This is a genomic window from Pseudomonas sp. JR33AA (assembly GCF_021378985.1).
GTDB lineage: Bacteria > Pseudomonadota > Gammaproteobacteria > Pseudomonadales > Pseudomonadaceae > Aquipseudomonas > Aquipseudomonas alloputida.
The window spans coordinates 19,702-43,456 of sequence record NZ_JAJSAW010000024.1; the positions used below are offsets into that span (position 1 = coordinate 19,702).

The 23,755-nt window shown below is 56.8% G+C and carries 8 protein-coding genes and 5 tRNA genes; 3 read left to right on the forward strand and 10 right to left on the reverse strand.

Annotated features, from left to right (window positions below; all coding sequences use genetic code 11):
* Window positions 1-34: 34 nt before the first annotated feature.
* The 5 genes from LVS58_RS23530 to LVS58_RS23550 form a co-directional block, all read right to left on the reverse strand.
* A complete protein-coding gene (locus tag LVS58_RS23530; protein ID WP_233693044.1) occupies window positions 35-2,032 on the reverse strand; it encodes a hypothetical protein in 1,998 nt (665 codons plus the stop codon).
* Window positions 2,033-2,222: 190 nt separating this feature from the next.
* Window positions 2,223-6,068: an RHS repeat domain-containing protein gene (locus LVS58_RS23535; RefSeq protein ID WP_233693045.1), complete on the reverse strand. Its 3,846-nt coding sequence runs from the start codon at window positions 6,066-6,068 to the stop codon at window positions 2,223-2,225.
* A gap of 58 nt (window positions 6,069-6,126) precedes the next feature.
* Window positions 6,127-9,078, reverse strand: coding sequence for a hypothetical protein (locus LVS58_RS23540; RefSeq protein WP_233693046.1), 2,952 nt, complete (start codon window positions 9,076-9,078; stop codon window positions 6,127-6,129).
* 2 nt (window positions 9,079-9,080) lie between these two features.
* The gene (locus LVS58_RS23545) at window positions 9,081-11,576 is read right to left on the reverse strand and encodes a hypothetical protein (RefSeq protein ID WP_233693047.1); all 2,496 of its coding nucleotides are present in this window, start codon (window positions 11,574-11,576) and stop codon (window positions 9,081-9,083) included.
* A gap of 77 nt (window positions 11,577-11,653) precedes the next feature.
* On the reverse strand, window positions 11,654-13,465 hold the full coding sequence (locus LVS58_RS23550) for a hypothetical protein (protein ID WP_233693048.1): 1,812 nt from the start codon (window positions 13,463-13,465) through the stop codon (window positions 11,654-11,656).
* Window positions 13,466-13,877: 412 nt separating this feature from the next.
* On the opposite strand from LVS58_RS23550, the gene LVS58_RS23555 reads away from it, so the two are divergent.
* From LVS58_RS23555 to LVS58_RS23565, 3 genes are all read left to right on the forward strand, one after another.
* Window positions 13,878-18,932: an RHS repeat-associated core domain-containing protein gene (locus tag LVS58_RS23555; protein WP_233693049.1), complete on the forward strand. Its 5,055-nt coding sequence runs from the start codon at window positions 13,878-13,880 to the stop codon at window positions 18,930-18,932.
* Window positions 18,933-19,187: 255 nt separating this feature from the next.
* Window positions 19,188-21,761 carry a fimbria/pilus outer membrane usher protein gene (locus LVS58_RS23560; protein WP_233693050.1) on the forward strand — a complete coding sequence of 858 codons (2,574 nt, stop codon included), beginning with the start codon at window positions 19,188-19,190 and terminating at the stop codon, window positions 21,759-21,761.
* The gene (locus LVS58_RS23565; protein ID WP_233693051.1) at window positions 21,761-22,843 is read left to right on the forward strand and encodes a fimbrial protein; all 1,083 of its coding nucleotides are present in this window, start codon (window positions 21,761-21,763) and stop codon (window positions 22,841-22,843) included. Before LVS58_RS23560 ends, LVS58_RS23565 begins: the two co-directional genes overlap by 1 nt.
* Window positions 22,844-22,981: 138 nt before the next feature.
* Here LVS58_RS23565 and LVS58_RS23570 read toward each other — a convergent pair.
* The 5 genes from LVS58_RS23570 to LVS58_RS23590 form a co-directional block, all read right to left on the reverse strand.
* Window positions 22,982-23,057 (reverse strand) — tRNA-Gly (locus LVS58_RS23570).
* 85 nt (window positions 23,058-23,142) lie between these two features.
* Window positions 23,143-23,218, reverse strand: a tRNA-Gly gene (locus LVS58_RS23575).
* A gap of 3 nt (window positions 23,219-23,221) precedes the next feature.
* Window positions 23,222-23,297: transfer RNA gene (locus LVS58_RS23580), tRNA-Glu, on the reverse strand.
* 92 nt (window positions 23,298-23,389) lie between these two features.
* Window positions 23,390-23,465 (reverse strand) — tRNA-Gly (locus LVS58_RS23585).
* Window positions 23,466-23,469: 4 nt separating this feature from the next.
* Window positions 23,470-23,545, reverse strand: a tRNA-Glu gene (locus LVS58_RS23590).
* Between the last annotated feature and the right edge of the window lie 210 nt (window positions 23,546-23,755).

The window sequence follows — 23,755 nt, forward strand, 5'->3', positions numbered from 1 at the left end:
GCCACAAAACTGGCCAGGCTCGTTTAAACTACGGTCAGGGCCGGAGCGGGCAGCTACCCGCAGCGTCGTGCATTGACACTATTTGCTCCACTTGTTTTGAGGTGATGCGTGTGCTGTCCAGCTCAAAACTGTAAGTCACCCGCCCACGCCCCTCATGCAGCGTGGCGTTATAGTTGAAAATCGGAAGAATATATTCTGTGTAGGGTTGCACACGCCATACAAGCTCATCTAGATCGGTTTCACTCAGCTTGACCGGGTCGTCGAATACCGTATCGTCGATTTTTTCTTCGCCCGCAAAACCATGTACGGCATACCAGTGGAAGGTTACTGTGTCCCCCGCCTTCAAGCCGTAACGACGCAGGTCTTTCACCAGAACCCGGATTGCCGGGTCCAGCGGGCTGGGGTTTTCATCATCATACAAGGCGTTGCAGGTTAACCACCCAACAGGAGCGTTTGTATTCCCCCCCAGGAACTCAGGTGCATCCGGACGCAAGACGATTGCTTTAACTTCGATAATGGTTGGGGTCGACTTGGCGCGATTGGGGACGTTTGGGCGTTCGACTACATAATGTAGCGGAATACTTCCGTTATTCCGGGCCTCGATATAGGCCCAAGGAATATTTTCTTCTATTTCGTTGCCAATCTCCAGCGTCTTGACTGTATGATCAGCCTCTGTTATATGCACACCTTCCCAATAGAAGCTGATCACGTCATCTTCTTTCAAGGTTGCATCGACCACCACCTTGACAACAGCATCTTTCCCCTCATCAGCAGGCAACAGCTTATTTTTGTTATTTGATTCACCGTAAACTTCAGCCTTGGCCAGCCTCGGGTTAACCGGGTCCGGCCATTCAGGATCAGTACCGGGGTCTACAGGCCCCACGACTTCCAGGTTGACGTTTACATCAATTGCCCTGGTGCCCTGGGGAACCGTACCGCGGCGCAGTGCATAACTGACATTGGTTACTTTCTCACCCGTACTAGCTGCACCATATTGACCCCACAACTGTGCGCCCGACAGAGTAAATTCAAGTGGAAATTTTGGGGCATTACCCACCTCCCGCCAGCCCAACGCCAGAGTACCCCAGGTAACTTGCACCCAGTCTGTAGGCTTCCAGTTGCCGAACGATGGAACTTGCACCACTACCCCGGTCCAAGCGTCTTCCTGGTCAATCAGGTCATCATCCGCCAATGGCACCACAGGGTCCTGGAGCCCGTCAGGTAGGGGACCTATCGCCACGCCCACAGGCAAAGGCATTGATAGCCTGCTGATATTACCGGCTTTGTCCACCAGCACATAAAGCACATAGACACCGCCATCCCCGACCGCCTCGATTGCGGCCTTGGGCACCGTCAATGGCTTCGGTAAGGTATCGACCGTATCTGTAACAACGGGCGCAACCGAGCCGGGATCATCAGGTACATGGTTTAACCAATAGACATGGACTTTGTCACCTGCTGCATGGGTGTCATACTCCGGCAAGGTGACAGTAACATTATCACTATTCCCGTCGGTAACATCATAACCCAGTGCAGGCATGGCCAAAGGCACAGCATTGCCATAGGGCGGCACGCGGTCAAATATCAAACTCAGTGTTTCAGATTCTGTCGCTGGCGAACCGTTGAACCTAAGCACCTTATAACTGAAGTTCTGCGAACCATCCACCCAACTTTCAATATGCTCTTTAGTTATCGTAACCGTCAACGGAAACGAGTCAACATCCGACCCGGTGTACTCATCACTTGACAGTAATGTTTGCGTACCATTCTCACTCGCGTGGTAAATTTCAAGAATATCAAAGTAGCCTGGTGGGGTAGAACCCAGCAACGGCCAAGCCTTAATGGTGATAGCAAGAGATTTGGAAGCCTCAGTCAACACCGCGCTGAACACCGTGCCATCGGGGTCTGCCAACAGCCTCGGATCTATGCCCGGTTTTTCAAGCGAATCGACATCCAGCTTCGTTGCCCGATCACGCCTTACTTTCTGACGCGTTTTTTCAGCTGCTATATAGGTTCTGCCTTGTTTGTTCATGGTTTCACCTGTCATGGCCGTTACCAATTATTAAGTGCAGCACTCACCCAGAGCACAGTTAATCACTTACTGGCCAACCACGAAACTGGCATTTTTATCAGTTGACAATAGACGTCGAACCCAAAAAAAAGGCCTGCACATGTGCAGGCCCAGGAATACTATCAACAATCAATTAACCCACTGGGCAGGATCAAGCATCCTGCGACGCCAAGCGGTCCAGCGGGTCGTATCCGTAGTTGGCCGTAATGCCTCGCGCAGGCACATGCACCCGCGCCAGGCGCCCTAGTGGGTCATAGGCCAATTCACGTTTTTCCTCATCCTGAGTCAGGTTGCCGTCAGGGTCATAGAACAGTTCGATAAATTCCTGCTTGTAAGGTACTTCTTGCCCTACACCCTCTACCAGCTTTGCCCACGCCATTTCAATGCCCTTCAATTGCACCGGGTCTTCTTCATTAGTGAACGTGTACGTAGCATTAAGCGTGCCACCTTCGAACTCAGTCCTGACCCGGGTGATATTGTCGCGTCCATCGAACCGGAATAGCTGAGTTTTTATCTTGTTACCGTAAGGATCGACAGGTACATACTCGCTCTCACCTTCGCAGGTGTATTTCGACAACCTCGCCCGGTCATCGTATTCGAACGTTTCATGGCGCAGCCGCCTTCCATCTTCCTCACCCTCTGTCAGCGTTTTACTGTCAATGCCATCCACTTCGTTATACGTTTGCACCAATGTTTGCACCGCGTCGCCAAAGTCGAAGCGACGACGAATTTCGCGATCAAACTCGTCATAGAACAGTGTGGTTTCCAGGCTGCGCACGCTCCCGTCCGGGTCCTCGGTTTGAGTCAGCATGCTGGCGGTTCTGCCCAGTGCATCATAACTGAAGATACTGGTGATGTTCTCCAGCGTGGTCTGCTGTAACTGCCCAAACGGGTTGTAGTCATAAGTCTGGGTCTTGCCCAGCACATCGGTATAACTCAGTATACGGCCCTGCAGGCTGTGCACATAAACCATCTCGTACGGTTTTGTTTCGTCACTGCGTTGGCGCTTTTCAACTTTCAGTTCACCGGTACTGAAATACTCACGTTCGAGCGTCTCGTCGTTCTCGGTACAGTGCAACAGGCGGCCGTTATGTTCGTCATATAAATAGTCCGCTTCTTGGCCCAGCGTCCTGCGGCTTAATGGCTCCTCGCCCAATTGCGGAACGTATTCATAGTCGATGCGGTTTTCTGCCGGTGTGATCACCGCCTCTGGCTGACGCTGCCCGATGCCATACAGCATGGTGCGCACGCGTCCGCCGGTAACCGACTCGATCATGCGGTCCAAGCCATCGAAGGTCTGTGTGCCCAGCACGTGATCAACGCCGTCGGTGCTGTCGAGCACCTTGATCAAGGTTGGCAAATCGGCCTTGCTGTGCAACGCGTAGTCACGGTGTACCACCGAACCATCTGGCAGCGTCTGGTCCACTTGCCTATCAAACTCATCGTAGGTGGTGGCCGTTTCATAACCCCGTGCATCCACTTCCCGCGCGGTGCGCCCCAGGCCATCATAGAAGTATTGGTGCAAACTCACACGGGCACCTTCGCTGTTCAGGCGCTCGACATCCACGGGTTGCTCGAACAGATTCAGCCGGGTAACGGTAGTGCCGGTTAGCAGCTTGCGCTGGATGGATTCACGCCACTCCTTTCGTACAGGCCCAAGGCGGTCAGGTAGCCCCACCGGATCCGTCTGCGTGCAGACTCGGACTTGGTCCGGGCCCATTTCACTGCTGCGCTGGCGCCAGTCGTCATACTCATACAGGGTCCTCAGCGGCAGATTTTTCAGCGCCAGCCAGTCGTATTCGACCTCTTCCACCAAGTTGCCAAGCGCATCATGGCGAGCAGTGTAAGTTAACCGTTCTTTTTCCTTGGCTGTTACGGTGGGACCAAAGTCCGGGTCCTGGCGCGTCACCCGTACGGTACGGTTTAACCCGTCTACGTAGCTCCACGTTTGCACCCCTTTCACATCAACCTGCATCTGCCACGCCTGTTGGCCATCGGAGGACAGGTAATAGCTGTAATTGCGTGACGCCTTGTACTTGCCGTTGGGGTCGACCGTTTCGCGCGTTACGCGACGCAGTTCGTCATATTCGTAGGCAATCTGCACCTGATTGTCGTCGTAGTTGAGCAACGGTTCGCCAATCAGTACCGAATGCTGCAGGGTGTTGACCTTCTTGGCGTGTCGCGCCAATTCCCCCTTGGCATTCTTGAACGTCCCCTTGGTATGCTTCAACTCCCGCGCCGGCAAGGGCAAGCCGTGGTCGAAGCCGGTCAGGGTCTCCTCAGTCTGGACTGCAGGGTGGCCTTCTATCGAAACCTCGCTGTATGCGTATTCAGTGAGGGTTACCTTGCCATTGAGCGTCAGCTTTTGCTCACGAGGACGACCATGCTCGAGCAAATTTTGGGGCTCGTCGTGGTAAAGGGTATCCAACTCTGACAACAGCGCTCCATCGCGCACTCGCAGCTGCTGCTCATGGCTGCGCAATAATGCGCCGCGTGCATGCCCGTCTTGATCTCGCGATGCAACCAACTCGTAGCGATACTCATTGCGCAAGGTTTCGGCGCCAGCTTCGCCAGGCCCCGGGATAACCTCCGCCGTCTTGAGCATACGCTCGAACTTTTCTGGATCGTTGGCGGCAGGGTAGTACGACATTACTGTACGCTTGCCGTTGGCTTCTTTTTGTTCCACCAGGTTGCCATGCTCGTCGTAGCGGGTAACTTCCACCTGCTCCCGTGAAGTGCCGCCCAAACCCTTGCGCCAAGAAGTGGCAGTAGTCTCAACCAGCTGAAAGTTGTTGGGCTGGTCCTTGAACTCCCGGTTGGCAACTTCCGGGTACGCGAGGGTCTGGGTTTCAATACAATCGTTCTGCGTGGTGACCTGCTCGACCATCAAATGGAAACGGTTGAATACTGTCTTGACCGTGTACGCCGGTTTGTCACCCTGGTAATGCGTGGCGGTACTGTCGTAGCGATAGTCCGCACCTGTGGCTTTGTAGAGGTTGTCTTCACCGTTATCTTCCCAGGAGATACCGGTGTTGTTGCCCAGGAAATTGTTCGAGCTGAATACGTAGTCGGTACGCACTTGCGGCTGGTTGCCCCCAGGGGTGACCAGATGACGTTCTACATGAGGCAGTGTCCTGCGTTCGACGCCGGGCAGGGTGTGCCCAGCATCCTTGTAGAAGACTTCTTCAAAGCCGTTGACTGGCGTCCACATACGTTCAATGCAACGTACCGTGCCGATCCTCTTGTATTCGAACTGCCAGCGCCCCTTGTCCGCGGTCGGCAAAATAACCTTGACCAGTTCACTGTTGTTGCGCTCCAGCGTATAGGCAGCTTGCGCCACCGTGCCTGGATTGAGCGTAATCAGTACCTGGCTGAGGTTCGAATAATCGATTTCCAGCAGCTTCCTCTTGCTGTCATCTTCTACCGATGCCAGGCAAGGCACGCGCTTGCCTGGCATACCCGGCATTGGAGAGGGCACATCCACCTGGGCGTATGTCAAGGTAATACCATGCCCGGTCGGTGTCAGCACCCGTATGGGCAATGCCACTTTCCCGGGGCGCTGGCCCTGCTCGGTGACATCTTGCAACCCTAGCACTTCAATCATTTCCGACTTGTGTGCCACGCGATAAAGGGTGGTAGTGCCAGAAGAAATATTCTCGAAGTGAAAGCTGTCGATTTTGCGCTCCGGTATCACAGGCAGCTCACCGGGGCCGTTGTCGAACACCTTGAAACGTTCACCGCTGTGCAGGCTGAGCATCTGGCTTTGCGGGTCGAACTCACTCAGATTCAAGCGCCAGCCAGCACCAAAGCCTGAGTCCTCTGGGTTCATCGGATTGAAACCAATGCGCAAGGGCAAGTTGGGGCCGTTCAAGTGGTTGGCCACCAATTCAGGCAACGCTAGCGACACATTGTATTGCCCCGTACGTGGATCGACGCCACCTTGAACGAAGCTCATGAAATTGAATGCATTGGAATGCACCAGCGAATTCGTAGTCATTCTATTGTTCCTTAATTCAAGAAAGGTACTGCCCCCTAAGGGAGCGGGGCAGCCACACTCATTGAAATTCCCAGTGCAGGAAGTTGCGGGCGTCAATCGGGCTTATCGACCCGTCGTTCAACTCCTGGCCCCAGTTTATGTAGAGCGCACTTTCCGTTCCGTAGTTATCGATCAGCGTAAAATACAACGGCTCGCTCAGTTGCTCACGCCACCTGATACCCTGCTGGTCGTACCAGAACTTCATGTCCGAAACGCGTTCGAGCGACACCAGTAATGTGCCTGCAGAGAAATGCTCACCCGTTGCAAACTCTCGATTCAAAGGTGTGCCCGCTTGCTGCAACGCCAACAACTCCATTTGAGCCTGGTATTCAATGCGTCGATCAGCGGTGCGCCCCGGCAGTACGCGCGGCACATAGGCAACGCCGACATAGCTGGCGAACGTTTCATCGAGTAGTTCACTTTCGTACCTCAGGACTGAAACATGGTCGAAGCGTACATCGACAAAGCGGCGCTGCCCCCTGGCACGCAATGCCCAATAGTGCGTGGTGTAGTGCCAGTAGTTGTGACCGTCGACAACGGTTCCACGGTCATCGATCACATCAAATCCACCGTTTGCAGCCACGCGTTTTCCCGTAAACGGTTCCAGGTCTGAGATATCCAGTTTCCTGGGTGGCAGCCCACCCAGTTCTACCTCTCCATCAGCCGTGGGGTTTACTACGAAAGAGTATAACGTCTTATTTTCATGGCTCTCAAACTTGGCCCGAATCCATCGTACCTCGCTCTCTTTGGTTTGAAGGTAAACCGTTACAATGCGCAACGCCTCCTCCTGTCCCTTTACCCCCACCGCCTTCGACTGGTCCTTTCTCGCCTGCGCCTCTTGCGCCTCTTGTACAGAAACCAATCCTTCGCCAGCGGGTAGATAATCAAAGCGGTTGCGAAACTTGCTGGCAGCCCAGTTTTCTCCATTAGGAGCGATTGCTTCGGTGTTAGCAGGTAACCACTTGATCGGTGTGCCATCCCTATGGGTAAGCTGCAACGTTGCCAGCTCTGCATCGCTTACCGGATCATAAATAGGGACGCCGTCATCATCATTAAATGATTTGGTCTCGATGTGGATATCGACAGCCACCTGTTGCCTGCCATTTGCCCAGGCTTTTTTTCGCGACGTATCATTAAGGAACAGCTTGAATTGATTCAGCGCCTTCCAGCGCGGAGGGCCGATTGTATTTGACAGGCTCGCATGAACGTTATGCTCAATAACAGCAATGCCAGCCTGGCCCCCATAAACACCCGCCACCACACTGACTTCACCCGGGTCCGACTCCGGTGCGGTGTACTGCCCATCGACAAGCTTGCCTTTGCCGTACAGTTCCCACTTTGTGCTTAGCACCGCAGGGCGGTCACCCCATGTCTTATCCGAAGCCTGCTCGGTGCGCGATTCGGTGAGGGAAAACGTTTGCGAACCAGACGCGCCCATGTTCGGCACGTAGAAGGGTTGCACCTGCAGCGGTGCGCGCATGGCGAGGATGACCACTGTGGCGTAGCCACTTTCATCTCCCCAGTTGGTGACCTTGATACGCTGAAGGCGAATGGGTTCATCGTTCGGGGGCGTATTCGGGGTGAAAAGGGCGTGCGGCGTTTCGTTGTCGTCCACCGGGTCTCGCACGATGCGGCCGAACTTGTCGCCATCAGTTTCCCACTCCAGCCTTCCACCCTGCGATGCGGTGAGCCGGACGGGACCGTCGCCGTTGGCCCAGATGACTACCCGCGGTGAAATGACCAGGTCCTCAGAAGAAGCGACCACCAACGCCGACTTGCTTGCCCCCTCCTGCACATTGGCAAAATGGGCCTTGATGTTCATCAGGCGTTGCCGAAGCGGGAACGTGCTTGCAGTGGGCGCCATGTAAGTGCCAGCTTCGATCTCACCAGAATTGCGGGGGTTGTGCACATCCTGGGCAGTCCAGGAACCCACCGTCGGATTCGCCACCGTGAACTGGGCGCGTTTGCCTGCAGCCACTTTGCCAATGCGCGGTTGCAGCTGACGGGAAAAGGCAGTGGCTTGGACGTCGCCGAAAACGATCATGTCATGGGGGTTATGCTCCTCCTCTTCCAGCACGACTGCGTTGGCATCGGGTAACACCAGTTGCTCCAGTGCAACGGCTGGGCGGTTCTTGGCAAGCGGCGCACGCTCCCGACTGATCAACAGCGCACTGCCATAGTTGGCGGTATCATTCTTGCGCGGCAACAAATAAGGCAAGGGGCTGCCTGGTCGGTCAGCTTCGGCGCCGCCAACCAGTTGCATGAGTACCAGCAGCGCCCCGTCGTCGTCCGGGCTTGTACCACCGCCCGCCCCAGCGGGTGCTTGCTGCGCAGCCACGTCGATGCGCGTGGTGGACAAGCCACTGTGCCCGAAAATGTCTAACTCCAGCACCGGCAATGGGCTGTTGATAACCCATTCGTACTGCAATTGCTCGAGGATGAACTCCCCCATTTTCTGCGCAGCGGTGCCATTGCCGCCTAGCGTGCAGGTGGGCTCGCTGGCGTCGGTAATGTCGAGCACAACCTGGTACTTGTCCAGATACGCGTGTGGCTGCACTTTCAGGTGCCCATAGACTTCGAATTGATAGCCCATGCCCATTTCCAGCACATGGCTTCTTCTGAATTGCTCGACGTTGGCCGACATGATCATCGACGAAACACACTGCCCGGTGAGCAACTCCATACTCACCCGCACTTGGGTCGAAACACCTGCGGCGCCTCTGAAAGACAACTGCGGTGGGCCCAGCGTGAGGTTGTCGAAGACCACCTTTTCAGTGCGGGCGACGGGGTCGATAAAATACTCACCCTGGATGATGGGCAAACCACCATGCTGATCGAATTGCTCGACGAAATGGGCCTGCAACGCATCGTTGACAGCATCACGGCCTAGCGCCAGTACCGCGCCCCAGCGGCGCATGCTGTCGCCTTTTGCCAGCTCTTCGAGCAATGCCTCTTTGGTATGGGTAGTCATGGTCAGGTCCTCTCCGCACCCAGGCTGCTGAACGCTTTTTTCACCACTTCCATGGCCTCGATCTGCTCCGCGGTGTAAGGAGCGCTGGCGTTCGTGCCCTTCATGGCCTGGCTCACCTCATGGAACGCCTGGGCTTCTTCAGGGGTGTACGGCATCGGCACAACAGCGTAATTCCAGCTACCTGTAGCTTTGCCGACACCGGCAAGGATCACGTAATCGCCTTCCTCCGCCCCGGGGTTGTAGATACCCGCGGTCTCATCAACGCGTCCGTTGCCCTTGGCCACGAACCATTTTGTCTGTTCAGGAGGCAGGTCTTGCTCCCCTCCCCCCCAGCTCCGAACGGCCAGCACCAGTTTCAGCGCTTTACCCTGTGCCGCTACCTTCAGCGTTGCAGAAGTCGGTACCCAAAGAACAGTGACATCGATGGTTTCGGTACGATTGCCACCGGTAACCTGCACCTGGTCCAGCTGCATTAGCGCGCCAAGTACCTCCCCACCTTCCGGGTCTCGCGCAGGTGCGACATAGATCTTGACTCTCTTGTCCCTGGGGATCTTCAACTCGTCATATTCGGCAGCTGTAGGGTCACGCAGGTCACCTTTGAAACCGGCACCCTTGGCCCAGACCAATTCAGCCTCGACGCTTCCTCCCTCCAGCACATAGCGTTGCGGTTGGCCAGGGGTGGAAAAGAATGCATTAAGCAGCATCGGCCTTACCGCTACGGACTTGGGCACGACAGTGAACAGGGCGCTGCTGCTGGTATTGCCCACCGTTGCGGTGATGATGACCTGACGGAACGTGCCATCAATGGTGTCCGCTTTGGGCGCTTTGTATATGTCGTCGACGATTTCGCCCAACTGCTCAGGCCCATCGGGGTTTTCGGGGTCGTCTGGCAGCGCTTTCACCTCCCATTTCACCTCAACGCCAGGCTCGGGCTTGGGCGTGAGGGTTAGCTTCTGAGTGCCCCCCGCGATGAGGCTTTTCTCAATCGGGTCGATCGCGAAGGCAGTGAGAGTTGGGGCCAGTTCGCCCAGCATCGTCACATCGCCAGGGCGGGCGAAAGTGTCAGCTAGGGAGCGTTGCCCATTGCGAAAGAGCAGGCCGTTGAGGCGCAGGAAGTCAACAACTTCGATCTTTCCCGCCAAACGCTCGAAAACCCCCTCAAATTGGTCCTCTATATAGTTTCTGAAATCGGTCCAAGCGTTACCTACTTCATTGTCATACTCCTCGTCCAGTCCAGGTCGCCACTTACCGTCAGCGACCACCGGGCCCTTAGTGAGGCTTAATATGCCGTCTTCCATACTGAACGAAAAGGAGCAGGATGCACTAAGATCAAGAGGCAATGAGCCGACACTTTCCCTCCAATAACCATCCACGTTCAACGCAACCGTAACAGCGTACGGAATATCTCCTGAAAAAGCCCATGTGCAATCGATTTTATCAGAAGCAAAAGAAAACGAGAGCTGGCCTAAATTGGCCTCGATCCTGAAAAAAACCCTAATCCTTGGTTCATATAGAACGCGCATAAATTTGGCGAAGCGAATCGCACCCGCTTCCACCCCGCAAAAGAAGCCCGACTCATTTTTTTTGTACGTAACCTCACTGGGGACGTAAGCCGTACCAGCGAGCCCCTCCAATAAACTACTGAAAACATTTTTCACCCACACTTCGTCACTCAAGACAACATTCAAAGAATACGGAATACCCGACTGCCGCTGAGGCAGCAGATAGGGCATATCCTCATCGCCCGAAGGAAAGTCACCATTCGTAGCGCCATTGAATGCTACACCCACAATGATCGCGCCTTCTTCCAGGTCTGCCTGATTCGTACTGGCCACCGGGCTCCCCGCCTTACCCAGGGAGTGCGTACGGACCCTGAAGGAGGTCGGGTTCAATCCCCCCTCAACAGGCGCCAGGGTATTCAACTCCCAAATTTGCTCGCCTCTATCGGGGTCTTTGAATTTTTCTTCAATCAACTCCCCCAGCTTGATATTAAGTTCTTCCCATTGGCTCACTTCAAAGTAATAAGCACTACTATCGGCCAAGTCCAGAAACACGCGTCCGTCTTCATCAACCACTCCGCCTTTGCCCTCGTTGAGCTTGATGTTCATTTTCACGCGGGGCGCGGTCAGCGGGTCAAGGTGCGAAATACCCACCAGCGTTGGCAACTGCGCACCTGGCTCCCGGCTCCATTCGGTCAGCTTACCGCCCACCACTGGCATGCTCAGGGCGGCCATCGAACTCCCAATGTTGGAGTTTTCGAACGACAATACCGGTGCACCGAAAGTAAAGTTGGACAATTTGGAAAACTTACCGTTCTCAGTCTCCTTTTCACCCGATACCGGTTCGATCCAGGCCTTTGTATCGGCGCGCTGAATATGCTCCTGCATCAGTAGAAGGTTTGCTTTTTGGCGGTCATAGACCAGCAATGCGCCCCACCCGCGGGCCCGAGGCGCCCCTTTCATATAATTGTAATATTGCTCTAACGTTAGTCTGCCCATGATGGTTCTCCACAGAAGGTAGCAGCACGATCTCTCTGGACCCTGCACTCAATAAAAGTAAACAGCCAAAATAAAAATTACGGATTAAGCGGCGTCGACTGCGACGGGTATTTCAAATAAAACTCTCCCCCATTGAAACTCACTCGAGCATACAAGGTGAAGCGCTCGCCAATTTTCAGCTTTCGGAGTTCCGACTTGGGCAGCATTTCATTATTCACACCATTACGCACTTCGGCGTCCGTAATTGCCTTTGCGTCCCGAACAATGAACTCCACCCCATTGCCCCGAGGGTCCACCCCTTCCATCACAATGGTCAGCAGTTGCCCCGGGGCAATAAACGGCCATTTGGCCATGGACAATCTGGCTCCAGCTTCAGGCAACTTGCCGAGTTCAACCGGCCCATCTGTCAGATCGACTGTCGGCAGTGTTGCGATATCCAGCGGTTTGATACGCAACTTGTAAGGCATCGAATCTATGTATGTGTCTGCATCCGTCGACAGCCTGTAGAACACGTCGAACCGCCAACTGGTGTCCGCGGGGGTCCGGCCCATATTGGTAGACACATATTCGGGAGGAATAAAGAAACGCAACGGCTTTTCCTGGGAGGCAGGCGCTTTGGCCACGTATTCGCCAAGCGGCCCAGTACCAGCCCAATGCACATGCAGTTCCTCCCCCGGCAAACTGATGCCGGGCGGCACATTGACGTAAACACCTTCTATAGACAGATCAGCCAATATATTGCCGTTGCTCGCATTGCCGTCCGTTACAGCACCCTCAACCAAGGGCACGTTCAGCAAGCGTGTATGTTGCACATTGACTTGCAACACTTCTGAACGCAGTGCTTCACCTTCGCGCCCATACAGGTAGGAGACGCTCACGTTGCTGCCCTGGCTGATAGCCAGGGTTTCCGGACTGATCCAAAACGGGATCGAATCGGCTGCCCGGATGCTAGGGTCGACCCGCACCGATGGCATGTAGGGTTGGCCTCCGGGGATGGACCACTGCAGGGTGAGGTAGTCTGAATCTGCAATGCCAGGGTAATCCGGCAGCTTGACCAGCAGACCATTGGGGAAGCTCCTCGGGTCCAGCGGATCGCCTTCGTCGTACTCATCGATTGTGGGTTTGCCAAGATAGCCTGGCAGCGTGCCTTTGGAGTCGACCTGCAGCCGTTGAACCGGCGCGTCCAACCGCCCACCCGCTGCAAACTCGATCTCGTAGGTGGCAAGTACATAGCCTGGGTCAATCCAGTCAAAGTAACGCTTGGGTACCGCGCCACTGATTGCGCTTTCCCCGAAATGGTCCTGAGTAACGGTTACCACTTGCTCCCACGTATCGTCGAGCGTACCGTCTGGCTCATAACATTCGACTGTCAGGGTGACTTTGTCATCTGCCTGCATCGCCTGATAGGGGGGCACTACCACCCTCATCCCTGAAGTCGGTAGTTTGTCAGGCTGAATAATCAAGCCATGGGAGTCCACCACTTGCAGTACGGACAGCGTTTCAACTTGTCTGCGGGGTCTTACCCCGATATAGCAAAAGGTTCGTAAGGATGCAGCTTCAGGCTCGGGGCCGTTTGCCTGACGACTGTAGGAATAAAAGGCCTCACCACCCGCGGCATCTTTGATATAGCTGTTGGTAATTTGGACTTCAAGGCCATCTAAATGTTCGCCCCCAAGGAAATACTCCGCCGTATAGTCATATGCTTTCCCGGCGGCGCTGCGCCCCAACCAACGCACAACCACGTGGTCGTTAATATTCATACCCGTGTATTTGACAAGGGTCGTCAATGGCTTATCGCCCAATGCATCCAGATCGATTTCATTGAGTGCCGTCAGCCCCTCAATTGTGGGCGCCTCCAAAGCCTCATCTTGCTCTAGCCGCTCATTCATGTCGGAAATTCCAAAAAAGTGTTGAGCGCCTGCACGCCGCTTGGATAAGCAGGCGCACTCGTCGAGTAGATAAATAACGAGCGTTAACGGCGCTGCTCCAGCCTGTCACCCGGCTTGGTTGCTTGCCTCGACAGTTTTAGTGCAGGCCCTCCTGCTGCACAACTGGCAAAAATAACAGGTAGCCCGCACGCCCCCCCTGGCGTAGGGGGTAGGCGTACCTGGTAATTCTGCTAGGTGCGCACATAATTTTTTTGTCCTAGCCTCGCGGCAGGCTACTTGTTTCGAATAACGCCTGACGCCCTCACGGCAGTGATAGGGAGCGCCAATTCGCGCCCCTGAACATGTCCGGTACAGGATCCATGGTTTGATACCGGCTATTCAACGTATACCGTACATACAGGAAACCCCGCATATGGCAACCACATCGAATGCCTTCAATTTTTCAAGTTTCATGCAGAGTAGTGTCGACCCTCGTACTGGCCTGTACACGTTGTCCATTGCCCTTCCGGCCTTGAACGCAAACGACCTGTGCGGTCCCGATTTACCCCTGCAATTAAATTTCAGCCCAATGAGCAATGATAACTACGGGTTTGGTATTGGCTGGCGCCTGAAACTCAGCAGTTTCAATATCACCACCGGCATGCTCTCACTGCACACCGGCGAATCCTTCACAGTTGCAGACAACGGACCTGGTAACACACCCGTTATCGCAGAAAAAAAAATTGATAGTTTTCATTTCAAAAATATCAGCAAAGGCGAAAGAAAACGCCTTCGTATTGCACATAAAGGCGGCCTGGTCGAAATACTCGAGCCCCAGGAAAATGATCCTGAAACCGCCGTGCCTGTGCGCGTCATGGGTGCTTCCGGTCATGGTGTCAACCTGGCCTACGATCCGACCACGACCACGACCAAGGCACGCCTGATATCCATCGCCGATGACACTGGCCGTATACTGCTGGAAGTAAAATACCCCACAAACAACCGGACGGAGTTTACGTTCAACCCGACAACCCGCAACGCGGCCCGCTACACACTGGACCTAGATAGCAACGAACTCCGAAAAGTCATCCTGCCTACCTCAAGTGACGAATACTGGGAACTGCACTACACGCTTTACGACAAACTCCCCTTCCTGACCAAGGTCGAAAACCCCGACAAAGGCGTGGAAACAATCACTTACCACGAAGGGAGCGCTGGCCATAAATACCCAGGTATCAATCGGTATCTACCCTCTGTCAAAGAACACTTGGTCATGCCTGATGTGCGTGACAGTAGCACCCACATACTTACGAAATTCACGTACTCCAACAATAATTTCCTAGGCAACGGCACTGGCCTGGTCTATGGCAATGAAGACGGCACGGACCAGCTTTACCGCTTTACCGGCCATACTTTTGAATACAGCTCTACCGCCAAACATTATCGGGATAACAAAGAGTACCGAACGGTCGTGAGCACGTTCAACCGTTTCCATTTAATGATGTCCCAAGCCACCACCGACGAAGGCTGTATCGAGACCATCGAAACGACGTATCACGAACTAGAAAACTTAGGGTTCAAAGATCAACCTAATCACTTCCAGCTTCCCCACACCGTAAAAAAATCCTGGGCGAAAGAAGGTGATCCAACGGTGGGCGACCACGAGGAAACGAAAACCACCTACGACATCCATGGCAACTTGTTGACGGAACTTAAACCCGACGGCACTCGCATGGAGCGTACCTATTACCCTGGGGCGGATGACCCGGAGGAATTCGAACGCAACCTCGAGTCCGTCGTCATCTACCCTGCCGCCCCGTCCAGCCCGGGCGAACCGCTGGCCCAGATCATAAGCAGCGAATTCACCTATGCCAGCCTGCCGGCACTGCCACAGGATAATCCCGACCTGAACATGCCAGAATGGCTGTCGCTGGAACAGGAAGACATCTTTGAGGGCGAGGGCGAAGCGCGCCAGTTGCTAAATAGCAAAATCCGTCGCTATCTGAATAAAGTCGACACCCCGTTCCTGCATGGCCGGGTCGACCAACAAGTCGTGCAGATCAACGATGCAACCACCACCAGCAACTGGAAGTACGAAAAGGTCAAGGACAGCAATGATCAGCTCACCTGGAGCCGCAGCACCGAAATCTTCACTGACCATACCCATACGCTAGAGAAAAAAACAGCCACCACCTACTCCATGCATAACGGCCAAGTGGTACTGGAGCACGATGCCAATAATGTGTTCACACACTATGAGCATGACGTATTGGGCCGCGTCATCGCAGAAATCGCGAGCCCTGGCACCCCCTATGCCACCACACGCACCACCGCCTACAAGATGCTCGACGAAAGCGGGCGCAAACGCAGTTGCGAGGAAACCACCGACAGCAAAGGTGTAGTCACCCGCACCGTATTCGATGGCAGCCGCCGCCCAATCCGGGAAGAGCGTGAAGCCAGGGATGCCGTGACAGGGGAAGTGGTGAAGCGCACGGTAGCCGAGCTGAACTACGACTCGGCGGGCCGCCTGGTGAGCGAAATCGGCTATGACTACCTGCCGGACAAAGACGGCAAGCCAGAGCCCCGCGTGCTCAAGCTGGAGTCAAGCTACAAGTATGACGGCTGGGGCCAACGGTGCGAAGAAGTACGCCCCGACGGCATCAAGGAATGTATCGATGCTACACCGCTCGAGCCTGGTGGCCAGCTGGTCACCCGCTGGATCGAAAGCCCGAACGCGCCCGGGCACAGGCTGCAGCAAACCGTCAGCAAGCTCAACCGCTTCAGCAAACCGGTTTACGAGTACCGCCTGCTGGAGGAAGAAGTGGATGCCCCTGAGGGAAGCAAGCACCGGCTTACACGCGAGGCCGGCCGCACTGACTTCACCTACGATGGGCTCGGCCGCTGCCTGAGCCGGACCGAATCTATCCTGGACCCGAATGGCGGCAACCAGGTCATCAAACGCACCAGCAAGTTCACCTATGACGCCTTGGGCCGCATGACCAGCAATCAGCGGCCGGATGGCACGACCTTGCTACGCACGTTCGCCCCCCACAGCATGGGCGAACTGGTCACTGAACTGCAGTTGAAAGAGAACAGTAACGCAGCTGAGCAGATGCTTTACGAGCGCAAGTTCGACGGGCTTGGCCGACTGGTGCGCATGACCGTGGGTGTGCGGGTGGAGGAATACACCTATCAGGGCATGACCCAGTTGGTCGACAAGCGCACGGCGTTCAGCCTGGAGGCCACAAGCAAAGGTATCCGCAAGCGGGTGATCGGCTATGAGTACAAGCCAGAGCTGACCGAGCAACCCAGCAAGCTTGTTGCCACACTGGAAGACGAGGACGGCCTTGCCCGCCAGGAAGAGCAACAGACGGCAGACTTCGAATATGACGGCGAGAGTGCAGAAATCACCCACGCCAACAATGCACTGGGTAAACGCCGTTATGTGTACACCGATCAGGGCGACCTTTGCGAAGAACACCTGACCGACACTGAGGGTACGCCTTACAGCGTCACTTACCAGCAGTCCTGGCAAGGCCTGCCGACACAGCGCAAGCACAGCGATGGCCAAGCCTGTGATTATGACTTCGATGACCACGGTCGGCTGGTATCGGTGGTACAGGGTAATCTCAAGTCGACGCTGACCTACTCCGAAGACACCGGCCTGCTGGAGACCACCGAAACCCGCGACACCACCAACTCCGACGCGCAACAGCAACCTGTCACCCTGTGCACCCAGCACTATGACAGCCTGGGCAGGGAGACCCGCCGCACCTTGAGCGTCAACGGCCAGGTGCGCCAGCTGGTCCAAGTATGGCAGGACAACGACATGCTGCATTCGCGAACCCTTTGGCAAGACGAGCAAAAACTGCGTGAGGAAACGTTCGAGTATGACGATCTCGGTCGCCTGACCAAATACGACTGCCCTGTCGAAACCGCCAGCGGCCGGCAGATCAAAACCCAGATATTCAGGTTCGACGCGGTAGACAATATCCAACGCTGCCGTACAACGTTCAATGAAGGCGACCCGGACGATGCGAAGTTCACCTACTGCGCCCATGACCAGTTTCGGCTGGAAAAGGTCACGCATACTCTGCCGCCTGAAGGCTGCCCGCCAGAACAGACTTTCAGCTACGACGAACTGGGCAACATGCTCAACGATGAATGCGGCAATGCCTTGTACTACGACAGCCTTGGCCGCCTGCACCAGGTGCAGGATGCCAACCGCAAGGTGACGGCGCAGTACGGCTATGACGGGCATGATCAGCTGCTTTACTCGGGCTCTGACGCGCGCAAGATGCAGCGCCGCTACCTGGGCCATAGCCTGGACAGCCTATTGGAAGACGGCCTGCTCACCGAGTACCTGCGCGCCGGCGGCCAACCTCGGGCACAGCAACAAGCTGGCAACGCCACGTTGCTGCTTACCGACCATGCGGGCAGCGTGAACACCGAGTACGATGTCGACGGCACGCGCCATGCCCACTACGCCCCGTACGGCGAACAACAGCCCGAGGACGCCGAGCAGCCACTGCGCAGCCTGCTGGCCTTCAACGGCGAAGCCCGCGAGAGGTCTTTGGGCTGGTACCTGCTGGGCAGCGGCTACCGTGCCTACAACCCAGGCCTGATGCGCTTCCACAGCCCAGACTCGATGCCGCCTGAAGAGGCCGGCATCAACCCGTACGTCTATGCCCTGGGCAATCCGGTTTACTGGCACGACCCCACCGGCCATCGCGGTGAGCCCGTGACCCGTGGCCGCCAGGCACCGCTGGAACGGCGCATAGAAGAAACACCCAAGGTACCTTGGTATGCCTGGTTGGGCGTCGCTGCGCTCGCCGCCATTTTCGTCGTAGGGGTGATCACAACGCCGTGGTCGATTCCGGCCGCCATCGGCGCGGGTGCCAACCTCGCCGCTGCGGTCCTTGGCGGGGTGGCGACAAAGTATACGTACGAAAACCCGGAACTTTCGAACCTGCTGCAGAACTTCGCGACTGTGTTCTCCGTTATCGGCATGTTTGCGGCCGGGTATGCATCTGCGACGGCGAGAGGGGCGGCGACGGCAAAATCGGCGGCCAAAGGCGCGCAAACGGCGCCCGCAATGGCAAATACGAGCGGGAAGACAACAATAATCAGAAACATTTATACGGAATCAACCAATACTACAATTGTTAATCAATCCAAGATTATTGTTCGGCGGCCCCGCGCGAGTTTACGTGCGAACACTTTCGAAAACCCTCGCCCGTCAACAAGCTCGGCGGCTACACAAACTGCGAGTAGCAACACTAGCGTCTCTACTCAGACGAGTGCAGTCTCTCCGCCGGGTGCTGAGATGAAACCGTTCCTCAGCGGAAAACCGAGTGTCGTTAGCCGCCCAACCGGCTCACCGTACCGCCCTAATTTCACCCTTGATCTGACACTACTGGGCAATAGCGATAATTTCATGTTGCGTCGGACTCCTCGTGGAACCTTTTTCACTGGCCCCCCCCGCTAGCTAACGGGTTTTACGTCTCGCTGCCTCTGGCAGCGAGACGCCTCATCAAGCACCAAGACAGCCGCCAGAACATCCTTTTATCCCAACAAATCAAAAGCCTTTTCCTACATCCCCAGCCCTGACAGCCCTCTAACCTGCCCCCGCCTTTTCAACGTGACCCGGCAGCAACAGCTGCTTTCACGCCCCGTCATTCGCTTCAGGCGCCAGCCACGAGCCCACAGTGCATCGTCCGTCGGCGCCGCCCAGGACACGCTCATGCTCCAGCTCGAACGGCGCAGGCTATTGCCGTTGCGCCCGCGCCTCGCCCCGCTGCCGCCACTGCTTGGCGGCTGCCTGGCGTTGGCCCTTGCCCACCCTGCCGTGGCCGACCAGGCCGACATCGCCTTCCAGCCCGGTTTCATGCGCCAGGCCCCCGGCCAGTCCGCCGAAGCCGGTGCCCTGGCGCTGCAAAACCTGGCCGCGCAGGCACTCTTGCCGCCGGGACACTACCGGGTGCAGGTCTCGCTCAACCTCAGCCCCCTGCCCGAGCAGGACATCGATTTCATCGAGGGCCCGAATGGAAAAGGGTTGCAGCCCTGCCTGACGGCCGAACTGTTACGCACCCTCGACCTGCGCGAGCAGGCCTTGGAAACACCTCTGCCAGACGACGACAGCTGCGTGGACCTGGCGCAGCTGGCACCACACGCCAGTGCCAATTTCGACCCCGCACAGTTGCACCTGTCGCTGTCGATCCCGCAGATCGCCCTGCGCCAGGACCGTTCGGGCAGCGTGCCCGAGGCCCGCTGGAGCAACGGCATCAACGCCGCCTTCATCAGTTACCAGGCTTCGGCCCAGCACAGCAGCCAGCGCGATGGCCACAGCCGCAGCAGCCAGGACCTGTACCTGAACAGCGGCCTTAACCTGGGGCCCTGGCGCTTGCGCAGCAAGCAGGCACTGCGCGAGGAGGCCGACGGGACACGCCGCTGGACCCGTAGCGACACGTTCGCGCAGCGCGACCTGCCTGGCCTGCAGGCCAACCTCACCCTGGGCGAAACCTTCACCAACAGCGACATGTTCCGCAGCGTGCGCTTCACAGGCGCGCAGGTGGCGTCCGACACAGGCATGCTGCCCGATGCAATGCAGCATTACGCGCCAGTGATCCGCGGGGTGGCCCAGAGCCGCGCCAAGGTAGAAATCCTGCACAATGGCTACCCCATCTATTCCAGCTACGTAGCGCCCGGCCCTTACGCCATCGACGACCTCAGCGTGGGCTCTGGCCATGGCGAGCTGGAAGTGGTCATCACCGAAGCCGATGGCCAGATCCGCCGGTTCACACAACCCTACTCGAGCATGGGCAGCCTGTTGCGCGAAGGTGTGTGGCGCTACAGCGCAACCGTGGGCCGCTACGACGGCGCCGAACAACTCGACGACCCGCTGTTCTGGCAGGCCACCCTGGCCCGCGGCGGCGCCTGGGACACCACCCTGTACGGTGGTGTGCTTTCCAGCGAGTACTACAACGCCGGCGTGCTGGGCTTGGCCCGCGACATCGGCCAGCTAGGCGCGCTGTCGTTCGATGTCACCCGTTCCTCCAGCGACCTGGGCGCCACACTGGGTGAGGCTCAGGGTCACAGCTTTGCCTTGCGCTACGGCAAAAGCTTCCAGAGCCGCACCAGCCTGCGCTTCGCCGGTTATCGCTACTCGACCGAGGGCTACCGCGACTTCGACGAAGCCGTGCGGCAACGTAGTAACGCCAGCAGCTACCTTGGCAACCGCCGCAGCCGCCTGGAAGCGTCGGTGTACCAGAGCGTCGGTGACCGAAGCGCACTCAACCTGACCTTTTCTCAGGACACCTACTGGCAAACCAGCAACCAGCGCCGCCAGTACCAGTTGCAATACACCACCCGCCTGGGCAAGGTCGCGGTCAACCTGTTTGCCTCGCAGGCGCTGGACTCGAAAAACGATGACAGCCGCATGTTCGGCCTGACCTTGAGCATGCCGCTGGACTTCGGCCGCCAGCAACAGGCCAGTTTCGACGTGCGCAACGACAATGGCCAGACCAGTGAACGCGCTAGCCTCAGCGGCGGCTTGCTGGACAACCAGCTTACCTACAGCACCTCGCTGGCCAACGACGGCCAGGGGCGCAATAGCGGTGGGCTGTCTATCAACTACCAAGGCAGCCAGGCCAATGTCGGCATGGGCTACAACGAAGGCAACGACTACCGCAGCATGTCGGTGAACGCCAGCGGCGCCGTGATGCTGCATGGCGACGGCGTGGCGTTTGGCAGCCACCTGGGCGAAACCATGGCCCTGGTGCACGTGCCCGACGTGGCCGGCGTCGGCGTACAGAACACCCCCTCGGCGCGCACCAATGCCCAAGGGTATGCACTGGTGCCGTACCTGCGCCCCTATCGGTTGAATTCACTGGTACTGCAAACCGACGACCTGTCGCCGGAAGTGGTGATTGACAATGCCAGCCAGCAAGTGGTGCCGCGCCGCGGCGCAGTGGTCAAGGCCAGCTACGAAACCGAGCATGTGGCCCGCCTGGTGCTGACCCTGCGGCAGGCCAATGGCCAACCCGTGCCGTTTGGCGCCCAGGTACTCGATGCCGATGACCAGAGCCTGGGTGTGGTCGGCCAGGCCGGCCAGGCGCTGGTGTCTACCCGCACCACAGGTCCGCAAGCGATACGCGTGGTGTGGGGCGAGGCCAGCGATAACACCTGCACACTGAACATCGACCCGCAAGCACTCGCACAAGAGGGTGGCTACCGTCTGCAAACCCTGCACTGCCAACTGCCCGTGGCCAGCAGCCAGCCCCTGCTGCCCGGCGACAATACCCAGGACATACTCTGATGACCGCGTTCACCTTCAACATCGAACGCAGCTTGCGGCGGACCGCCTGCTGTTTGACCCTGGGCCTGCTTTCTGGCAACGCTTACGCCAATTGTACGTTCCAGACAGGCAGCAGCTACATGACCTTCGAACGTGACATGGGGGCATTCTGGGTACCCCGCGATGCCGCAATCGGTACCGTGATCGGTACCAGCTCGATGACCAGGAACAACAACGAAGGCGCCACGGTCTCTTGCGTGTGGAACCCCGCCAGCCCGCCCACGGCAAGGCTGCCCAACACCGCGCCAATCTTCTCTGGCACCTTGCCCCCCCTGGGTGGCAAGGACATCAATGGCCACGTCATGGAAACCAATATTCCCGGAGTTGGCGTGTACATGGAGCTTGGTTTCCCATTCAACGGCGTGGCCAACAACTCCTTCGTCCCAGATGCTGGCACCTCCCCTGCTATCCCCTACTCAGGGACCATGCGAAACCAGCCTTTCAACGTCGTGGTGTCGGCTATCAGCGGCAATGCCTGGTTCATCAAGACCGGGCCAATCGCACCCGGCCCCCAACGCGTCAACGGCGAGATGTTTCATGGGTTCCTGCATAACCTGGGCAAGGTAATGGAGTACCGCGTGAGCGCCACGGTGAACCAGGCGCAGTGTTCGCTGAAATCCGATGCAGTAAGCGCCGACCCGGTGAGACTGGGCGATTACACCCTTGCCGACTTCAAAGGGGTAGGCCCCGCAACCCCGGCCGTTCCCTTCCATATAACGCTCAGCGACTGCGAAGATGCCAACGCCCCCAACCCCGCGCCAGCGAATGTATACATCGAACTGGATGGTGCCAATGGCTCGGTGCCGACCGTTCCAGCCGAGGGACGCTTTAGCCTGGGTGGCGGTTCCGATGCCGCCGGGGTTGAAATCCAGCTGCTGCGTAGCGATGGAACGCCCATGCCACTGCAATCTGAGGAACTGGTCAAGCCAGTGAGCATTGGCATCACCCAGCTGGACTTCCAGGCGCGCTACTACCAGAGCGCACCGGTGGTAACCCCGGGCTTGGCCGAGGGGGGGCTGACCTTTACCGTAAGCTACAAATAACGCGCAAAAAAAGGCCGCAGGGCGAATACCCTGCGGCCGGTGTAACGATAAAAACAAATGACGCAGAAACGAAAAAAGACGCCTAAGCGTCTTTTTTCGAAGATTCACAAAGTTTGATTCACCGTGTAAACCTGTATTTGGAGCGGGAAACGAGACTCGAACTCGCGACCCCGACCTTGGCAAGGTCGTGCTCTACCAACTGAGCTATTCCCGCATTGTGAAACTTTACCGCTTTCGGCGTGAAGCGCCTTGACGACCTTCACCACCACTGCACCGCATAGACGCCACAGTATTTAAACTGGAGCGGGAAACGAGACTCGAACTCGCGACCCCGACCTTGGCAAGGTCGTGCTCTACCAACTGAGCTATTCCCGCAAATGGCGTCCCCTAGGGGACTCGAACCCCTGTTACCGCCGTGAAAGGGCGGTGTCCTAGGCCACTAGACGAAGGGGACACACAACACTTTTCAGTGCACCAGAATATGAACCTCACGATTCAGCCTGGGTTTTCTTTTCCTGCCCCGCCGTTAAGCAGTGCCGGAGAAACTGGAGCGGGAAACGAGACTCGAACTCGCGACCCCGACCTTGGCAAGGTCGTGCTCTACCAACTGAGCTATTCCCGCAATTTGGCGTCCCCTAGGGGACTCGAACCCCTGTTACCGCCGTGAAAGGGCGGTGTCCTAGGCCACTAGACGAAGGGGACACGCTGCTGGCATTACTGCCTGCTTTCACTCCCTGCCGCGTTTCGCTGTGTGCTTTACGCTGCAAGTGGCGCGCATTCTATGGATGGTTCGAAGGGTCGTCAACCCCTTTGTAGAAATTTATTTAAATCAATGACTTCCGGGTACACCCAGCGCTGTTTCGACAAGCCTGCAAGGGTTTGGCGTTGATTTTCTGGCGTCAAGTCAGCATT